The 15,271-nt window shown below is 71.6% G+C and carries 12 protein-coding genes; 6 read left to right on the top strand and 6 right to left on the bottom strand.

Annotation, left to right across the window (positions count from 1 at the left end; all coding sequences use genetic code 11):
* Positions 1–106 precede the first annotated feature (106 nt).
* The 3 genes from FHX81_RS26405 to FHX81_RS26395 are packed head-to-tail and all read left to right on the top strand — an operon-like array spanning position 107 to position 3,570.
* On the top strand, positions 107–2,188 hold the full coding sequence (locus FHX81_RS26405; RefSeq protein WP_170232175.1) for a putative bifunctional diguanylate cyclase/phosphodiesterase: 2,082 nt from the start codon (positions 107–109) through the stop codon (positions 2,186–2,188).
* 45 nt (positions 2,189–2,233) lie between these two features.
* Positions 2,234–3,070, top strand: a complete 837-nt coding sequence (locus FHX81_RS26400; RefSeq protein ID WP_141980742.1) for a S1C family serine protease — start codon at positions 2,234–2,236, stop codon at positions 3,068–3,070.
* Positions 3,067–3,570: a GNAT family N-acetyltransferase gene (locus tag FHX81_RS26395; RefSeq protein ID WP_246107979.1), complete on the top strand. Its 504-nt coding sequence runs from the start codon at positions 3,067–3,069 to the stop codon at positions 3,568–3,570. The genes FHX81_RS26400 and FHX81_RS26395 overlap by 4 nt, the downstream gene beginning before the upstream one ends.
* Positions 3,571–3,601: 31 nt before the next feature.
* Here the strand turns inward: FHX81_RS26395 and FHX81_RS26390 are convergent, their stop codons facing one another.
* Both FHX81_RS26390 and FHX81_RS26385 read right to left on the bottom strand, forming a co-directional pair.
* Positions 3,602–4,837: a class I SAM-dependent methyltransferase gene (locus FHX81_RS26390; protein WP_141980741.1), complete on the bottom strand. Its 1,236-nt coding sequence runs from the start codon at positions 4,835–4,837 to the stop codon at positions 3,602–3,604.
* Positions 4,838–4,851: 14 nt separating this feature from the next.
* Entirely contained in the window at positions 4,852–6,216 is a 1,365-nt protein-coding gene (locus FHX81_RS26385) for an FAD-binding oxidoreductase (RefSeq protein ID WP_141980740.1), read from the bottom strand.
* Between the two features lie 88 nt (positions 6,217–6,304).
* On the opposite strand from FHX81_RS26385, the gene FHX81_RS26380 reads away from it, so the two are divergent.
* Complete coding sequence (locus FHX81_RS26380) at positions 6,305–7,897, top strand: acyl-CoA dehydrogenase family protein (RefSeq protein ID WP_141980739.1); 1,593 nt, start codon at positions 6,305–6,307, stop codon at positions 7,895–7,897.
* A complete protein-coding gene (locus FHX81_RS26375; protein WP_141980738.1) occupies positions 7,894–8,649 on the top strand; it encodes a crotonase/enoyl-CoA hydratase family protein in 756 nt (251 codons plus the stop codon). The genes FHX81_RS26380 and FHX81_RS26375 overlap by 4 nt, the downstream gene beginning before the upstream one ends.
* A gap of 157 nt (positions 8,650–8,806) precedes the next feature.
* Here FHX81_RS26375 and FHX81_RS26370 read toward each other — a convergent pair whose 3' ends face one another.
* From FHX81_RS26370 to FHX81_RS26355, 4 genes are all read right to left on the bottom strand, one after another.
* A complete protein-coding gene (locus FHX81_RS26370) occupies positions 8,807–9,961 on the bottom strand; it encodes an acyl-CoA dehydrogenase family protein (protein WP_141980737.1) in 1,155 nt (384 codons plus the stop codon).
* Between the two features lie 3 nt (positions 9,962–9,964).
* Positions 9,965–11,884, bottom strand: coding sequence for an ATP-binding protein (locus tag FHX81_RS26365; protein WP_281291753.1), 1,920 nt, complete (start codon positions 11,882–11,884; stop codon positions 9,965–9,967).
* A gap of 5 nt (positions 11,885–11,889) precedes the next feature.
* Positions 11,890–13,494: a carboxyl transferase domain-containing protein gene (locus FHX81_RS26360; RefSeq protein ID WP_141980735.1), complete on the bottom strand. Its 1,605-nt coding sequence runs from the start codon at positions 13,492–13,494 to the stop codon at positions 11,890–11,892.
* Positions 13,495–13,610: 116 nt separating this feature from the next.
* Positions 13,611–14,399, bottom strand: coding sequence for an SGNH/GDSL hydrolase family protein (locus tag FHX81_RS26355; RefSeq protein ID WP_141980734.1), 789 nt, complete (start codon positions 14,397–14,399; stop codon positions 13,611–13,613).
* Positions 14,400–14,581: 182 nt separating this feature from the next.
* Between FHX81_RS26355 and FHX81_RS26350 the strand changes: the two genes are divergently transcribed.
* Positions 14,582–15,175 carry an SACE_7040 family transcriptional regulator gene (locus FHX81_RS26350; protein WP_141980733.1) on the top strand — a complete coding sequence of 198 codons (594 nt, stop codon included), beginning with the start codon at positions 14,582–14,584 and terminating at the stop codon, positions 15,173–15,175.
* The last annotated feature ends 96 nt before the right edge of the window (positions 15,176–15,271 follow it).

Below are 15,271 nucleotides of genomic sequence, written 5' to 3'. Positions count from 1 at the left end.
AAGCTGACCGGGACCAGTGGTCCCGTATTCCTCCATTCGAGTGACAAATGGTCGGGAAATGCGCGCAGAGTAACCCGTGACGATTGGCCCGCAGAGCTGAATGACGATGGCAGACGCAGCGAGACCAGGTGACGAACCCGCTCAACCGCGGGAGGCCTTCGCACGTCGGTGGGCCGCCGCCATCGCACCGGGAACCCCGCCCGACGACCCGCTGGAGCACGTGCTCGCCGGGCTCGTCGACGACCTGCGCGCCGCCGTCCGCCCCGACGGGTCCGCCGAACGGGCCCGCCACGTCGGCCGGAGCCTGGTCGAGCACGACCTGGTGACGCCCGAGGCGCTGGAGCGCACGCTCGCGTTCGTCGGCGAGCACCTGGCCACCGACGCGCCCCCGCGCCTGATGTCCGCGCTGGGCGCGCTCGCCGCCGGGTTCACCGAAGCGCTGTGCCGCCGCACGCTGGACGAGCAGCAGCACAACCACGAGCTGAGCACCACCCGCTCGACGGAATCCGCGGTCCGGGCGGGCGAGGCGAAGTTCCGCGCGGTCTTCCAGACCTCCGCGCTGGCCATCGCGGTCTCCGGCATCGACGGCGTGATCCTCGACTGCAACGACGCGATGCTCGCCATGCTGGACCGCACCGCCGAGGAGCTGGTCGGGTCGGTCGGCCGCGACCTGGTTCACCCGGACGAGCGGGACCGCATCTCCCGGGTCGCGCGGCAGTTGCACGCCGGCCGCGAGCACGTCCGCGTGGAGACCCGGCTCGTGCGCGCCGACGGCGAGCTGGTCAACGTGCTCATCGCCCTGGCCCTGCTGCGCGACGACGACGGCGAGCCCGAGTTCTACGTGACCATGATCGAGAGCTTGGACGAGGTGCGCGCGCTGCAGTCCCAACTGGTGCGGCAGAGCCTGCACGACGTGCAGACCGGCCTGCCGAACCGGGCGCAGTTCGTCGGCTGGTTGGAGAGCGCGGTCGGCACCCGCGGCCCCACGACGCTCGCGCTGGTCGTGTTCGACCTCGATGGCTTCCGGGTCGTCAACGACGCCTACGGGCACGACGTCGGCAACGACATCCTCACCGCCGTCGCCGGTCACCTGCGGTCGGTCTTCGACGGGGTCGGGCAGCTCGCCCGGATCGGGCCGGACGAGTTCGGCGTGCTGATCCGCGACCCGCTGGACGTGGCGACCGTGGTGGCGCTCGCCGAGTCGGCCGTGGAGCTGTTCGCCGAACCCGTCTGGGTGGGTGACGACGGCGTCGGCGTGACGGCCAGCGTCGGGATCGTGGTGCGGCCGGCCCGGGGCGCGGACGCGGCCGAGCTGCTGCGGTGCGTCGACCTGACCGTGCGGTGGGCCAAGGACGACGGCAAGGCGCAGTGGGCGCTCTACGACGCCACGCGCGACCAGCGCGAACGCGCCCGGATGCGGTTGGCGGCGTCCATCGCGGGCGGCCTGGAGCAGGGTGAGTTCCGGGTCGACTACGAGCCGGTGCACGCGCTGGCGGACGGGTCGCTGCTGGCCGTCGAGGCGCGGTTGCGGTGGGACCACCCGACCGAGGGCGTGCTCGACCCGCAGGAGCTGGTGTCGCTGTCGACGTGCACCGGGATGGCGGCGCGGCTGGGCAAGTGGGCCATCGCGCAGGCGTGCGCCGACGCGGGCGAGTGGCACGCGGAGTTCGGCGACGCCGCGCCCGTGCTGAGCATGGACCTGACCGCGCGGCAGTGCCAGGAGCCGGAGCTGGTGGCGACCGTGCGCGGCGCGCTGCGGGAGAGCGGCCTGCCGGCGCGGCTGCTGCAGTTCGAGCTGAGCGAGCAGTTACCCGCGTTGATCAACGACGACCAGGTGGACGAGCTGACCTACCTCGCCGAGCACGGCGTGCGGTTGGTGCTCGACCAGGTCGGCGGTGGCAACGTACCGGTGGACCGGTTGCGCCGGCTGCCGCTGACCGCGGTGAAGTTCCAGGGTTCCCCGGTGTACGGGCTGGCCGAGGGCGCGAGCCGGCTCGAGGAGAGCGCGGCCGTGGCGCTGCTCACGTGGTCGCGCACGGTGGGCCTGCCGATGTTCGCGGCGGGCGTGCGCACGGAGTTCGAGGCGCGGCGGCTGGCGGAGCTGGGCGTGACGGGCGCGCAGGGCCCGCTGTTCGGTTCGGCGCTGCTGACCGCCGACGAGGTCCGCGGCATTCTTGGCAAGTCCTGATCGGCCGCTCAGCCTGGGCACAGGCTCCGGGTCGACGCTGGAGCCATGACGACACAGGAGTTCCCCGCCACGAGCGGGTCGGTGGAGCAGCGGGCGCCGTTCTGGCGACGTCGGACGGGCGCGGTGGTGACCTCGGCGGCGCTGGCGGCCGCGGTGTTCGGCGGTGTCACCGGCGGGGTGGTTGGCGCGCTGAACGCGCCGTCGGCCGCGGTGGCGCAGGCGAGCGGCCCGGTGGCGGTGAACGCCTCGACCACCCAGGACGTCTCGGCGGTCGCGGCCCGGGTGCTGCCCAGCGTGGTGCAGGTGAACGTGGTGACGGCGCAGGGGCAGGGGCTCGGCTCCGGGGTCGTGCTGACCGCGGACGGGCGGATCCTGACCAACGACCACGTGGTGTCCGGCGCGCGGCAGGTGACCGTGACGTTGAGCGACGGCCGCACGGTGGACGCCTCGGTGGTGGGCACGGACCCGTCCAGCGACCTGGCGGTCGTGCAGGCGGCCGGGGTGAGCGGGCTGACGCCCGCGACGTTCGGCGACTCCGACCAGGTGAAGATCGGTGACCAGGTCGTCGCGATCGGCTCGCCGGAAGGGTTGCGGGGCACCGTGACGTCGGGCATCGTCAGCGCCCTGGACCGCACGGTGACCGTGCCGGGCACGACGACCGGCCGCCGCGGCTCGTCGGTCAGCTACCAGGCGATCCAGACCGACGCGTCGATCAACCCGGGCAACTCGGGCGGGCCGCTGGTGAACCCGGCCGGCCAGGTCGTCGGCATCAACTCGGCCATCTACTCGCCCGCGTCGGCCGGCGGCGAGGCGGGCAGCGTCGGCATCGGCTTCGCCATCCCCTCGAACCAGGTCCAGCAGATCGTGAACCGGTTGTCGTGACTGCTTGGATCACAGGAGTGGACGTCGAACTCGTGGTGGTCGCGGAATCGGACAAAGCGGTGCTGGCGAACCTGGTGCAGCTCTACCAGCACGACTTCTCCGAGATCCGCGACCTGCCCCTGACCAGGCACGGCACGTTCACCTACGCCTACCTGGACCACTACTTCACCGAGCCGGCGCGCGAGGCCTACTTCATCGAGGTGGGCGGCGAGCTCGCCGGGTTCGCCCTGGCCCGCGCGGACGTGGACAAGGACGGCTCGTGGAACGTCGCCGAGTTCTTCGTCGCCCGCGGCCACCGGCGTCGGGGCGTGGCCCGTGCGGCGGCGCGGTCGCTGTTCGCCCGTCACCCCGGCACGTGGACGCTCACCTTCGACCACGCCAACGTGGGCGCGGCGGCGCTGTGGCGGCAGGTCGCCGCCTCGGTCGCGGACGGCCCGGTCACCGAGGTCGACAGGACCGACCCGGTGCCGGCGACGCGGCTGCGGTTCCGGGTGGCGTGACCGACGGCCGCACCACCCGGAACGCGTCGGCTCAGCCCACCCACTCCGGCCGCAACGGCATGTGCGACGTGGTGCCGTCCAGCTTCACGCCCAGCACCTGGTGCAACTGGATGTTGTTGCGCTCGAAGCCCAACCGGGACGCGGCCAGGTACAGCCGCCACACCCGCGCCCGCCCGAGGCCGACCTCGGTCACCGCGTCGTCCCAGTGCTTCTCCAGGTTCTCGCACCACGCAGCCAACGTCATGGCGTAGTGCTCGCGCAGGTTCTCCTCGTGCCGCACCTCGAACCCGGTGTCGTGCATCAACGACACCAGGTGCCCCGGCCCCACCAGCTCACCGTCCGGGAACACGTACCGGTTGATGAACCCGCCGGTCCGCGCGGGCTGCTTGTTGTCCGGTCGGGTGATGCAGTGGTTGAGCACCCGCCCGCCGGGCTTGAGCTTGCCGTACAGCGACCGGAAGTACGCGGGCAGCTTGGCCTTGCCGATGTGCTCGGTCAGGCCGATCGAGCTGACCGCGTCGAACCCGGTCTCCCGCACGTCCCGGTAGTCGAGGTAGCGCACCTCGGCCAGGTCGGACAGCCCGGCCTCCACGATCGCCTTCTGCGCCCACTCCGCCTGGTTGCGCGACAACGTCACGCCGAGCGCCTTGACGCCGTACTCGCGCGCGGCGTGCATGACCATCCCGCCCCACCCGCAGCCGACGTCCAGCAACCGCATCCCCGGCTTGAGCCCGAGCTTGCGCGCCACCAGGTCGTGCTTGGCGAACTGCGCCTGCTCCAAGGTGGACTCGGCGGTCGGGTACACGGCGCACGTGTACGCCATGGACGGGCCCAGGACCCACTCGTAGAACGTGTTCGACACGTCGTAGTGGTGCGCGATCGCCTCGCGGTCGCGCGCCTTGGAGTGGCGCAGGCCGCGCAACCGGCGCTCCTGCGGCGGCACCTCGATCTTCGTGCCCAACCTGGTGCGCCCGAGCGTCGCCAGCAGTTCCAGCCGCTCGCCCCAGGGCACCTCGCGCAACGAGATCTCGGACAGCTGCTTCAGCGCGCCGTACACGTCACCGATGATCTCCAGGTGTCCGGTCACGTACGCGCGCGCCAAACCCAGTTCACCCGGCGCCGATGCCAGGTACGACAACGCCTCCGGTGTGCGCACCTCGATGCTCACACCCGCGTCGGCCGGCCCCGCGTGGCTGCCGTCGTACGCGCTGAACCGCACGGACGCGCCGCCTCCGACCGCCCGCTGGAACACCTCCGCCAACCGCATGACCCCGGCTCCCTTCACCTACGGAGAACACACTTGGCGTACAAATCGGGCAGCCTGCCCGCCGGGTCGTACCGCTCCTTCAAATCCCGGTACGTCGGGCCGTTGTAGTTGTCCCAGAACTCCTCCTCGCCGTAGTAGGAGTCGGAGTACAGCGACTTGTGCCCGCCCAGCTCGGTGACCTTGTCCTCGATCAACCGGTTGCGGCTGCCCAGCTCCTCGTCGGGCCGCAGCGACACCGTCGACCAGAAGCCGACGTTGACGTACAGCACGTCCGGGTCCATCGGGTACAGCGGCCAGCCGGCGCTCTGCCCGTCCTCCCGGCTCCGCAACCGCACCGGGCACAGCCACACCGGGCTGATGCCGATCTCGCGGTGGAAGAAGTCCAGGAACTCGGCGAGCCGGTCCACCGGGATCTCCACGTCCTGGATCACCGGCTCCTGCACCGCCTTGCTCAACCGGTCCGACAGCTTGTGCCGCCGGTCCCACGCCACCACCTTGCGGTACACGTCGGACCGCAGGTACCGCTTGGGCACGAGCCGCCGCACGACCGGGTGCTGCACGCCGAACGCGCGCGAGCACCAGAACCAGTCGGTGTCCCACCGCCACAGGTAGTCCCGCACGGTCAGGTAGTCGACGCTGCGCCGCTGGATCGAGCGGTAGTAGATGTCGTTGCCGGTGTAGTCCGAGGTGAACGGCGCGGTGTCGGCCCAGGTCGCCAGCGTCAGGTACTGCTCGCGGCCGGTGAACACCGTCCCGTCCACGAAGTCGACCGGTTCGCCCTGGTAGGAACCGTCCGCGCAGACCTGCGAGATGACTCGCGCGCACTCGGCCGCGTCGGCGAACGGCACGTGTCGCAGTCGGACGTACGGTTTGACCGGTTCGAGCTCGATGTCCAACCGGAGCGCGTAGCCCAACGTGCCGTAGGAGTTCGGGAAACCGCGGAACAGGTCGTCGCCCGGCTTCACCACGACCACCTCGCCGTCGCCGGTCATCACCTCCAGCTCGCGCACCGACTCGTGCGGCAGGCCGTTGCGGAACGAGCTGGATTCGATGCCCAGGCCCGCCACCGCGCCGCCCAGCGTGATCGTCTTGAGCTGCGGCACGACCAGCGGCATGAGGCCGTGCGGCAGGGTGGCGTCCACCAGGCGCTCGTAGGTCGTCATGCCCTGGACCTGCGCGGTCCGGGCTCCGGCGTCCACCGACAGGACCCGGTCGAACCGGGCCACGTCCAGCCCGCCGGCCTGGTCGGCGCGGAACCGGAACAGGTTCGACGTCGACTTGGCCAGGCGCACCGGCGCACCGGCCGGGATCGCCTCGTACTGGCCGCGCAACGCGGCCACCGCCCGCTCGTGGTCGGACTCCCGTGCGTGATCGCTCACCGCACCGACGTTAGGCCGCCGGAGCTTGATCAGCACCCCCAAATTTGACCCGACCGCAAGTTACCGACGGGTAGTACTCTAGGAGGTTATGACCCACGCCACTCATGAGGTGACCAACCAGGTCCCGCCGCTGGCCGGCCACGACGTCGCCGCGGACCCGGCGCTGCTGGACGGCCTGCGGCGGGGCGGCGCGGAGTGGGCCGAGCCCGAGGTGCGGGAACTCGGCGTCCTCGCGGGCACGCCGCACGTCCAGGACCTGGGACGCTTGGCGAACGCGCACCCGCCCGTGCTGCACACCCACGACCGGTACGGGCACCGGGTCGACGAGGTCGAGTTCCACCCGGCCTGGCACGAGCTCATGACGACCGCGGTGTCGCACGGGCTGCACGCCGCGCCGTGGCGGGACGACCGGCCCGGCGCGCACGTCGCCCGCGCGGCCAAGTTCTACGTGTGGAGCCAGGCCGAGGCGGGTCACGGCTGCCCGATCTCGATGACGTACGCGGCCGTGCCCGCTCTGCGCCGGACGCCCGCTCTGGCCGCGCGGTACGAACCGCTGCTGGCGTCACGGGAGTACGACTTCGGGCTGCGCGCGCCGTCGGCCAAGCGCGGGTTGATCGCGGGCATGTCGATGACCGAGAAGCAGGGCGGCTCGGACGTGCGGGCGAACACCACGCGGGCCGTGCCGGTCGCCGACCACTACGTGCTGACCGGGCACAAGTGGTTCACCTCCGCGCCCATGTCGGACCTGTTCCTGACGCTGGCGCAGGCGCCGGGCGGTCTGTCGTGCTTCGTGCTGCCGCGCGTGCTGCCCGACGGCACGCGCAACGCGATGTTCCTGCAGCGGCTCAAGGACAAGCTCGGCAACAAGTCGAACGCGTCCGCGGAGCTGGAGTACGACGGCGCGGTCGGCTGGCTGGTCGGCGAGGAGGGGCAGGGCGTGCGGACCATCATCGAGATGGTCAACATGACCCGGCTGGACTGCGTGCTCGGCTCGGCGTCCGGGATGCGGCTCGGGCTGACCCAGGCCACGCACCACGCGGCGCACCGCAAGGCGTTCGGCGCGTACCTGGTCGACCAGCCCGCGATGCGCAACGTGCTGGCGGACCTCGCGGTGGAGTCCGAGGCGGCGACCACGGTGGCGTTGTGGCTGGCCGGCAACCGGAGCAGGCTCGGGCTGGCGGTGAGCAAGTACTGGGTGTGCAAGCGGGCGCCGGCGCACGCCGCCGAGGCGTTGGAGTGCCTGGGTGGCAACGGGTACATCGAGGACTCGGGGATGCCCCGGCTGTTCCGCGAGTCGCCGCTGATGTCCATCTGGGAGGGATCGGGGAACGTGGCGGCGCTGGACGCGTTGCGCGCTCTCGGGCGTTCACCGGAGGCGGTGGCGGAGTTCTTCGGCGAGCTGGACGCGGCGCGGGGCGCGGACCGGCGGCTGGACGCGGCGGTCGACGGGATCAAGGCGGAGCTGACCGACGTGACCGACCTGGAGGTGCGGGCGCGCAGGCTGGTTGAGCGCATGGCGTTGGCGCTGCAGGGGGCGTTGCTGGTGCGGTACGGGCACCCGGCGGTGGCGGACGCGTTCTGCGCGTCGCGGCTGTCGGGCGACTGGGGCGTGGCGTTCGGCACGCTGCCGCGCGGGGTGGACTTCGGTGCGATCGTGGAGCGGGGGTTGCCGAAGCCGTGAGCGCCGTGCGGGTGGAGCGGTCGGGACCGGTGTTCACCGTGCTGCTGAACCGGCCGGCCGTGCGCAACGCGGTGGACGGGCCGACCGCGCACACGTTGACCGAGGTGTTCCGCGAGTTCGACGAGGACCCGACGGCGGCGGTGGCCGTGCTGCACGGCGAGGGCGGCACGTTCTGCTCGGGTGCGGACCTGAAGGCGTTGGGGACCCCGCGCAGCAACGACCCCGCGTCACCGTCCGGTCCGATGGGTCCGACGCGCCTCCGGCTTTCCAAGCCCGTGATCGCCGCGGTGTCCGGTCACGCGGTCGCGGGCGGCCTGGAGCTGGCGCTGTGGTGCGACTTGCGGGTGGCGGACTCGGACGCGGTGTTCGGGGTGTTCTGCCGGCGGTGGGGCGTGCCGCTGATCGACGGCGGGACGGTGCGCCTGCCGCGGTTGATCGGGACGTCCCGCGCCATGGACCTGATCCTGACCGGCCGCCCGGTCCTGGCCGACGAAGCCCTGGCCATCGGCCTGGCCAACCGCGTCGTGCCGCCGGGCACCTCGCGTTCCGCCGCCGAGTCCCTGGCCCTGGAACTGGCCGCGTTCCCCCAGCTGTGCCTGCGCCACGACCGCCTCTCCGTCCTGGAGCAGGAGTCCCTGCCGGAGTCCGACGCCCTGGCCAACGAACTGCGCCACGGCGAGATCTCCCTGACCGAGGTCGAACAAGGCCTCCGCCGCTTCCACTCCACCCCCGGCCGCCACCACCGCCCCTAATCCCCCCGCGAGTGTCGAACACTCAGGTCCCGAGTGTCGAACGCTCAGGACCCCCGAGTTCTACGTTCGGAACGGCCGGCCACTGACCTGAACGTTGAATTCGGGGGTCCTGGAGGTTCGACACTCGGGACCTGGAGGTTCGACACTCGCGTGGGGGTTAGGAGAGGCCCAGGTCGCGGGCGATCAGCATCTTCTGGACCTCGCTGGTGCCCTCGCCGATCTCCAGGATCTTGGCGTCACGGTAGAAGCGGCCCACCGGGTACTCGTTCATGAAGCCGTAGCCACCGAAGATCTGCGTCGCGTCCCGGGCGTTGTCCATCGCCGCCTCCGACGACACGAGCTTGGCGATCGCCGCCTCACGCTTGAACGGCTCGCCGCGCAGCATCTTCGCCGCCGCCTGGTAGTACGCCAGCCGCGACGTGTGCGTCCGCGCCTCCATCTCGGCGATCTTGAACTGGATCGCCTGGTACTCGCCGATCTTGTGCCCGAACGCTTCGCGCTCCCCGGCGTACCGCAGGCACTCGTCCACGCACCCCTGCGCCAACCCGACGCCGATGGCCGCGATCGCCACCCGCCCCTCGTCCAACGTCTGCAGGAACTGCGCGTACCCGCGCCCCCGCTCGCCGACCAGGTTCGCGGCGGGCACCCGGCAGTCCTGGAACGACAGCTCGCGCGTGTCCGACGCGTTCCACCCGACCTTGGAGTACTTGCGCGACACGGTGAACCCCGGCGTGCCCGAGGGCACGATGATCGCCGAGATCTCCGGCTTGCCGTTCTCCCGCCGCCCGGTCACCGCCGCCACCGTCACCAGCCCGGTGATGTCGGTCCCCGAGTTGGTGATGAACGCCTTGGTGCCGTTGAGCACCCACTCGTCGCCGTCGAGCTTCGCCGTGGTGCGCAACGCACCCGCGTCCGACCCGCCACCCGGCTCGGTCAGCCCGAACGCCCCCAGCACCTCACCGGTGCACAGCCGCGGCAACCAGGACGCCTTCTGCTCCGCCGAACCGAACCGGAACAACGGCATCGAGCCCAGCGACACGCCCGCCTCCAGCGTGATCGCCACCGACGAGTCGACCCGCGCCAGCTCCTCCAACGCCAGGCACAGCGCGAAGTAGTCGCCGCCCATCCCGCCGAACTCCTCCGGGAACGGCAGCCCGAACAGGCCCATCCGCCCCATCTTGGCGACGATCTCGTACGGGAACTCCTCCCGCTCGTAGAACCCGCCGATCACGGGTGCGACCTCGTCGCGCGCGAACTCCTCGACGGTCTTGCGCAGCGCCTCGTATTCCTCGTCAAGGCGGAAGTCCAGCATCGCTCACTCCTCGTGGGGCACGACGACGGCCAGGGGTTGGTCCAGCGCGACCTGTTGGCCCGCCTGGACGTGCACTTCGGTGAGCACGCCGGCCACGGGTGACGTGACGGTGTGCTCCATCTTCATCGCTTCGACCACGAACAGCGCCTGCCCGGCGGTCACGTGCTCGCCTCGGGCGACCCGCGCCACGAGCACCGTGCCGGGCATGGGGCTGGTCACCGGGCCACCGCCCGCGACGGTCCCCGAGGCGGCGACCTCGGACGGCCGGGTCTCGGTCAACGCCCACGCGTGTCCGTCGCGGCCGAGCCACAGCACGTCCCCGTCCCGGGCCATCGCGTAGGGCCGCCCGTCGACGGACAACCGGTCGCCGTCGATCGACACCGCGTGCCGCACCGGCTCACCGTCCGCGACAGCCACTTCGTCGCCGCGCACGCGCACCTCGACGCCGTCGATCAGCCACCGGGTCCACGCGTGCTCCCCGACCCGCCAGCCGTCCGACCGCGCCCACGGGTCGTCACCGCCGCTCGACGAGAGCTGCCGCTCCAGGGCCGCGGCGGCCAGCACCTCGTCCGGCCGCTCCACGGCCACCAGCGAGTCGAGCTTGCGCTCCACCAACCCGGTGTCCAACGCACCCGCCCGCACGTCCGGGTCGGCCAACAACGCCCGCAGGAACGGCACGTTCGTCGTCACGCCCAGCAGCACGAACCGCCCCAGCGCGGCGTGCAGCCGGCGCAGCGCCTCCGCCCGCGTCGCACCGTGCGCGATCACCTTCGCCAGCATCGGGTCGTAGTCGCTGCCCACCGCCAGCCCGACCCGCAACGCCGAGTCCACCCGCACGTCGGACGGCTCGTCCAGCGCGAGCACCGTCCCACCGGTCGGCAGGAACCCGCGCGCCGGGTCCTCGGCGTACACGCGGGCCTCCACCGCGTGCCCGGAGAGCTCCACCGACGTGAACCCCAGCCGCTCGCCCGCCGCCACCCGCAACTGCTGCTCCACCAGGTCCACGCCCGTGACCAGCTCGGTCACCGGGTGCTCCACCTGGAGCCGCGTGTTCATCTCCATGAAGTAGTAGTCACCGGACGCGCCGTCCACGATGAACTCGACCGTGCCCGCGCCGACGTACCCCACGGACCGGGCCGCCTCCACCGCCGCACGCCCCATCGCCGCGCGGACCTCGGGCGTCAGCAACGGCGACGGCGCCTCCTCGATGATCTTCTGGTGCCGCCGCTGCAAGCTGCACTCGCGCTCGCCGAGGTGCACCACGCCGCCGTGCGCGTCGGCCAGCACCTGGATCTCGACGTGCCGCGGGTTGCCGATGAACCGCTCGATCAGCAACGCGTCGTCGCCGAACGACCCGCGCGCCTCCCGCCGCGCCGACTCGATCGCGTCCCGCAGCCCGTCGGCCGCGTCCACCAGCCGCATGCCCTTGCCGCCACCGCCCGCCGACGGCTTGAGCAGCACCGGGAACCCGATCTCGGCCGCCGCCCCCACCAGGTCGTCGTCGGTCATCCCGACCTCGGTCCGCCCCGGCACCACCGGCACGCCCGCCGCCGCCACGGTCAGCTTGGCGCGGATCTTGTCGCCCATGGCCTCGATCGCCTCGGCCGGCGGCCCGATGAACACCAGCCCGGCCTTCTCGCACGCCCGCGCGAACTCCGCGTTCTCGGCGAGGAACCCGTACCCGGGGTGCACGGCCCGCGCGCCCGTGGACAGCGCGGCCTCGACGATCCGCTCCACCGACAGGTAGCTCTCCCGCGCCGCCGCGGGCCCGATCCGCACCGCCTCGTCGGCCAGCCGCACGTGCAGCGCGTCCGCGTCCGCGTCGCTGTGGACCGCCACCGACCGGATGCCGAACCGCCGCAACGCGCGGATCACCCGCACCGCGATCTCGCCGCGGTTGGCGATCAGGACTGTGTCGAACATGCTCATCACATCCGGAAGACGCCGTAGGAAACCGGCTCGATCGGGGCGTTCGCCGCCGTGGACAACGCCAGGCCCAGCACCATCCGCGTGTCGAGGGGGTCGATCACGCCGTCGTCCCACAGCCGTGCCGTGGAGTAGTACGGGTTGCCCTGGTCCTCGTACTGCTGCCGGATCGGCGCCTTGAACGCCTCTTCCTCCTCGGCCGACCACGCGTCACCGAGCTGGTCGCGCCGCACGGTCGCCAGCACGGAGGCCGCCTGCTCGCCGCCCATCACCGAGATCCGGGCGTTGGGCCACATCCACAGGAACCGGGGCGAGTAGGCCCGCCCGCACATCGAGTAGTTGCCCGCGCCGAACGACCCGCCGATGACCACGGTGAACTTCGGCACCCGCGCGCAGGCCACCGCCGTGACCATCTTCGCGCCGTGCTTGGCGATGCCCGCCGCCTCGTACTCGCGGCCCACCATGAACCCGCTGATGTTCTGCAGGAACACCAGCGGCACGGACCGCTGGTCGCACAGCTGGATGAAGTGCGCGCCCTTCAGCGCCGACTCGCCGAACAGCACGCCGTTGTTGGCCACGATGCCGACCGGGTGGCCGTGGATGCGCGCGAACCCGGTGACCAGCGTCGCGCCGTACTCCTTCTTGAACTCCTGGAACCGGCTGCCGTCCACGACCCGGGCGATCACCTCGCGCACGTCGTACGGCGTGCGGCTGTCGGTCGGCACGACCCCGTACAGCTCGGCGGGGTCGACGGCGGGCTCGACGGTCGGCTCGACCTGCCACGGCCGCGGCGCGCGCGGACCCAGCGTGCTGACGATCGAGCGCACGATCCGCAGCGCGTGCTCGTCGTTCTCGGCGAGGTGGTCGGTGACGCCGGACGTGCGCGAGTGCAGCTCGCCGCCGCCCAGCTCCTCGGCCGTGACGACCTCGCCGGTCGCGGCCTTCACCAGCGGCGGGCCGCCGAGGAAGATCGTGCCCTGACCGCGCACGATCACGGCTTCGTCGGACATCGCGGGCACGTACGCGCCGCCCGCCGTGCACGAGCCGAGCACGGCGGCGACCTGCGGGATGCCCCTGGCGGACATGGTGGCCTGGTTGAAGAAGATCCGGCCGAAGTGCTCGCGGTCCGGGAACACCTCGTCCTGCCGGGGCAGGAACGCGCCGCCGGAGTCCACCAGGTAGACGCACGGCAGGTTGTTCTGCAACGCCACCTCTTGGGCGCGCAGGTGCTTCTTCACCGTCATCGGGTAGTAGGTACCGCCCTTGACGGTGGCGTCGTTGGCGACGACCACGACCTCGCGGCCGGACACGCGGCCGACGCCGGTGATGACGCCGGCGGCGGGCGCCTCGTCGCCGTACATGCCGTTCGCGGCCAGCGGCGAGAGCTCCAGGAACGGCGAGCCGGGGTCGAGCAGCGCGTCGACCCGGTCGCGGGGCAGCAGCTTGCCGCGCTCGACGTGCCGCGTGCGCGCCTTCTCCGGACCGCCGAGGGCGGCGTGGCGGAGCTTGGCGCGCAGGTCGTGCACGAGCCGCGCGTGTTCGTCGTGGTAGCGCCGGAAGGCGTCGGCCGACTTGTCGGCCGTGCTGCGCAGCACCGGGGCGTCCATCGGGCTCCTCGCGGTTAGCCGTCGTTAACCTGAGGAGATGTTAGCGCTTGTTAACGCCGACCCACAAGCGGGAGGGGGCCGCGGTCGCGACCCCCTCCGGGTGGTGCTCGGTGACGTCAGCCGGTGACGGCGGTCAGCTGCGGCAGGTAGCCGAGGCGCTGGCCGTTGCGGTTGGGGTGGTAGGACTCCTCCACCGGCCACGACAGGCTGTTCAGCCACCAGTCCGACGAGCAGATCTCGTGCCCGGTGAACGCCGTGCGCACGTCGCGGTAGGCGAACGACCTCGCGCCCGCGCGGGCGGAGATGACCTGGTGCAGGGTGTCGGCGGCCGAGTTGATCGCCGCGCGCTTGGTGTCGCTGAGGCCGACCGAGCAGCTGCCCGGCACCTTGTAGAGGCGCGGGTAGCCGAGCACGACGACCGTCGCGGACGGCGCGCGGGTGCGGATCTGCGCGTAGACGTTGTCGAGCAGGCCCGGCAGGGTGCCGGTGGCGTAGGCCTTGGCCTGGTTGACCCGGTTCACGCAGGTCGAGTCGGAGCCGAAGGTGCAGGTGCTGATCACGTCGGTGAAGCCGGCGTCGTTCCCACCGATCGAGATGCTGACCAGGGAGGTCGACGTGGACAGCGCGCCGACCTGGTTGGCGAGCACGTCGCCGGTCTTGGCACCGGAGCAGGCCACGAACTTGAACGACGCGGGCGCGTGCGACGCGGCCCAGAGGGCCGGGTAGCTGTACTGGCTGCGCTTGCAGCTGCCGGAGTCGCTGTAGTACGAGCCGGTTCCCGTCCCGGACGAGTAGGAGTCGCCGAGCGCGACGTAGTTGGCGGCGGCGGCTTCGGCCGGCACGACGAGCGCCAGCGCGGCCGCTATCGCCAGCGCGGCGCTGGACAGGGTTCGGACAAGGCGCATCGGAGCCTCCCGGAGGGAAACAACGCAGGGTGTGATGCGGAGCACAACAACAGTTACCAGCAAGTAGTCCTATATAAAAAGAGTGGGTCAAGAGTTAACTACGCGTTTCGGCGGCCGGGCGGTGATCGGCGCGCGACGCGCGGGTTAACGCCCGTTTACGTGGACTGGGCTGGGCGTTTAAGATGAGCGGCGTGTCAGCCGAGCCCGCGAAGCAAACCCGCCGCGACCAGATCCTGGCCGCCGCCGCCGAACTGTTCGCCCGGCACGGCTTCCACGGCGTCGGCATCGACGACATCGGCGCCGCGGTGGGGATTTCCGGACCGGCGCTGTACCGGCACTTCCGCAGCAAGGACGCGATGCTGGGCGAGATGCTGACGTCCATCAGCGAGCGGTTGCTGGACGGCGGGCTGAACCGCGTGGCGGCGTCCGGCGACCCTGCGCACGCGCTGCGGGAATTGATCCGGTGGCACGTCGACTTCGCGTTGGACGACCCGGCGTTGATCACCGTGCAGATTCGAAACCTGGCGAACCTGACCGATCCGGACCGGCGGCGGGTGCGCGCGTTGCAGCGGCGTTATGTCGAGGTGTGGGTGGAGACGATCCGCAAGACGTCACCCGAGGTGGACGAGCCGACCGCCCGCGCCGCGGCGCACGCCGTCTTCGGGCTGATCAACTCCACGCCGCACAGCGCGCACCTGGACCGCGAGCAGATGGCGGCGTTGCTGTCGCAGATGGCGCTGGCGTCGTTGTCGGGGGCGCTGCCCGTCCGGCCGTGAACGTCCTGGTCGCGTGTTCCGAGCGTTGAACTCAGGGGTCCTGAGCGTTCGACTCTCGGGTCCTGAGCGTTCGACTCTCGCGTACGCTGGGCTGCC

The sequence above is a fragment of the Saccharothrix saharensis genome (assembly GCF_006716745.1).
Lineage (GTDB): Bacteria > Actinomycetota > Actinomycetes > Mycobacteriales > Pseudonocardiaceae > Actinosynnema > Actinosynnema saharense.
The sequence above is the reverse complement of the archived record's forward strand: the minus strand, read 5'-3'. Positions and strand labels throughout refer to the sequence as shown.

What these genes read in the sequence shown, in the direction of transcription:
- FHX81_RS26405 (WP_170232175.1), top strand. Translation starts at nt 107, where the DNA reads ATGGCAGACGCAGCGAGACCAGGTGACGAACCCGCTCAACCGCGGGAG.
- FHX81_RS26400 (WP_141980742.1), top strand. Translation starts at nt 2,234, where the DNA reads ATGACGACACAGGAGTTCCCCGCCACGAGCGGGTCGGTGGAGCAGCGG.
- FHX81_RS26390 (WP_141980741.1), bottom strand. Translation starts at nt 4,837, where the DNA reads ATGCGGTTGGCGGAGGTGTTCCAGCGGGCGGTCGGAGGCGGCGCGTCC.
- FHX81_RS26380 (WP_141980739.1), top strand. Translation starts at nt 6,305, where the DNA reads ATGACCCACGCCACTCATGAGGTGACCAACCAGGTCCCGCCGCTGGCC.
- FHX81_RS26370 (WP_141980737.1), bottom strand. Translation starts at nt 9,961, where the DNA reads ATGCTGGACTTCCGCCTTGACGAGGAATACGAGGCGCTGCGCAAGACC.
- FHX81_RS26365 (WP_281291753.1), bottom strand. Translation starts at nt 11,884, where the DNA reads ATGTTCGACACAGTCCTGATCGCCAACCGCGGCGAGATCGCGGTGCGG.
- FHX81_RS26360 (WP_141980735.1), bottom strand. Translation starts at nt 13,494, where the DNA reads ATGGACGCCCCGGTGCTGCGCAGCACGGCCGACAAGTCGGCCGACGCC.
- FHX81_RS26355 (WP_141980734.1), bottom strand. Translation starts at nt 14,399, where the DNA reads ATGCGCCTTGTCCGAACCCTGTCCAGCGCCGCGCTGGCGATAGCGGCC.
- FHX81_RS26350 (WP_141980733.1), top strand. Translation starts at nt 14,582, where the DNA reads ATGAGCGGCGTGTCAGCCGAGCCCGCGAAGCAAACCCGCCGCGACCAG.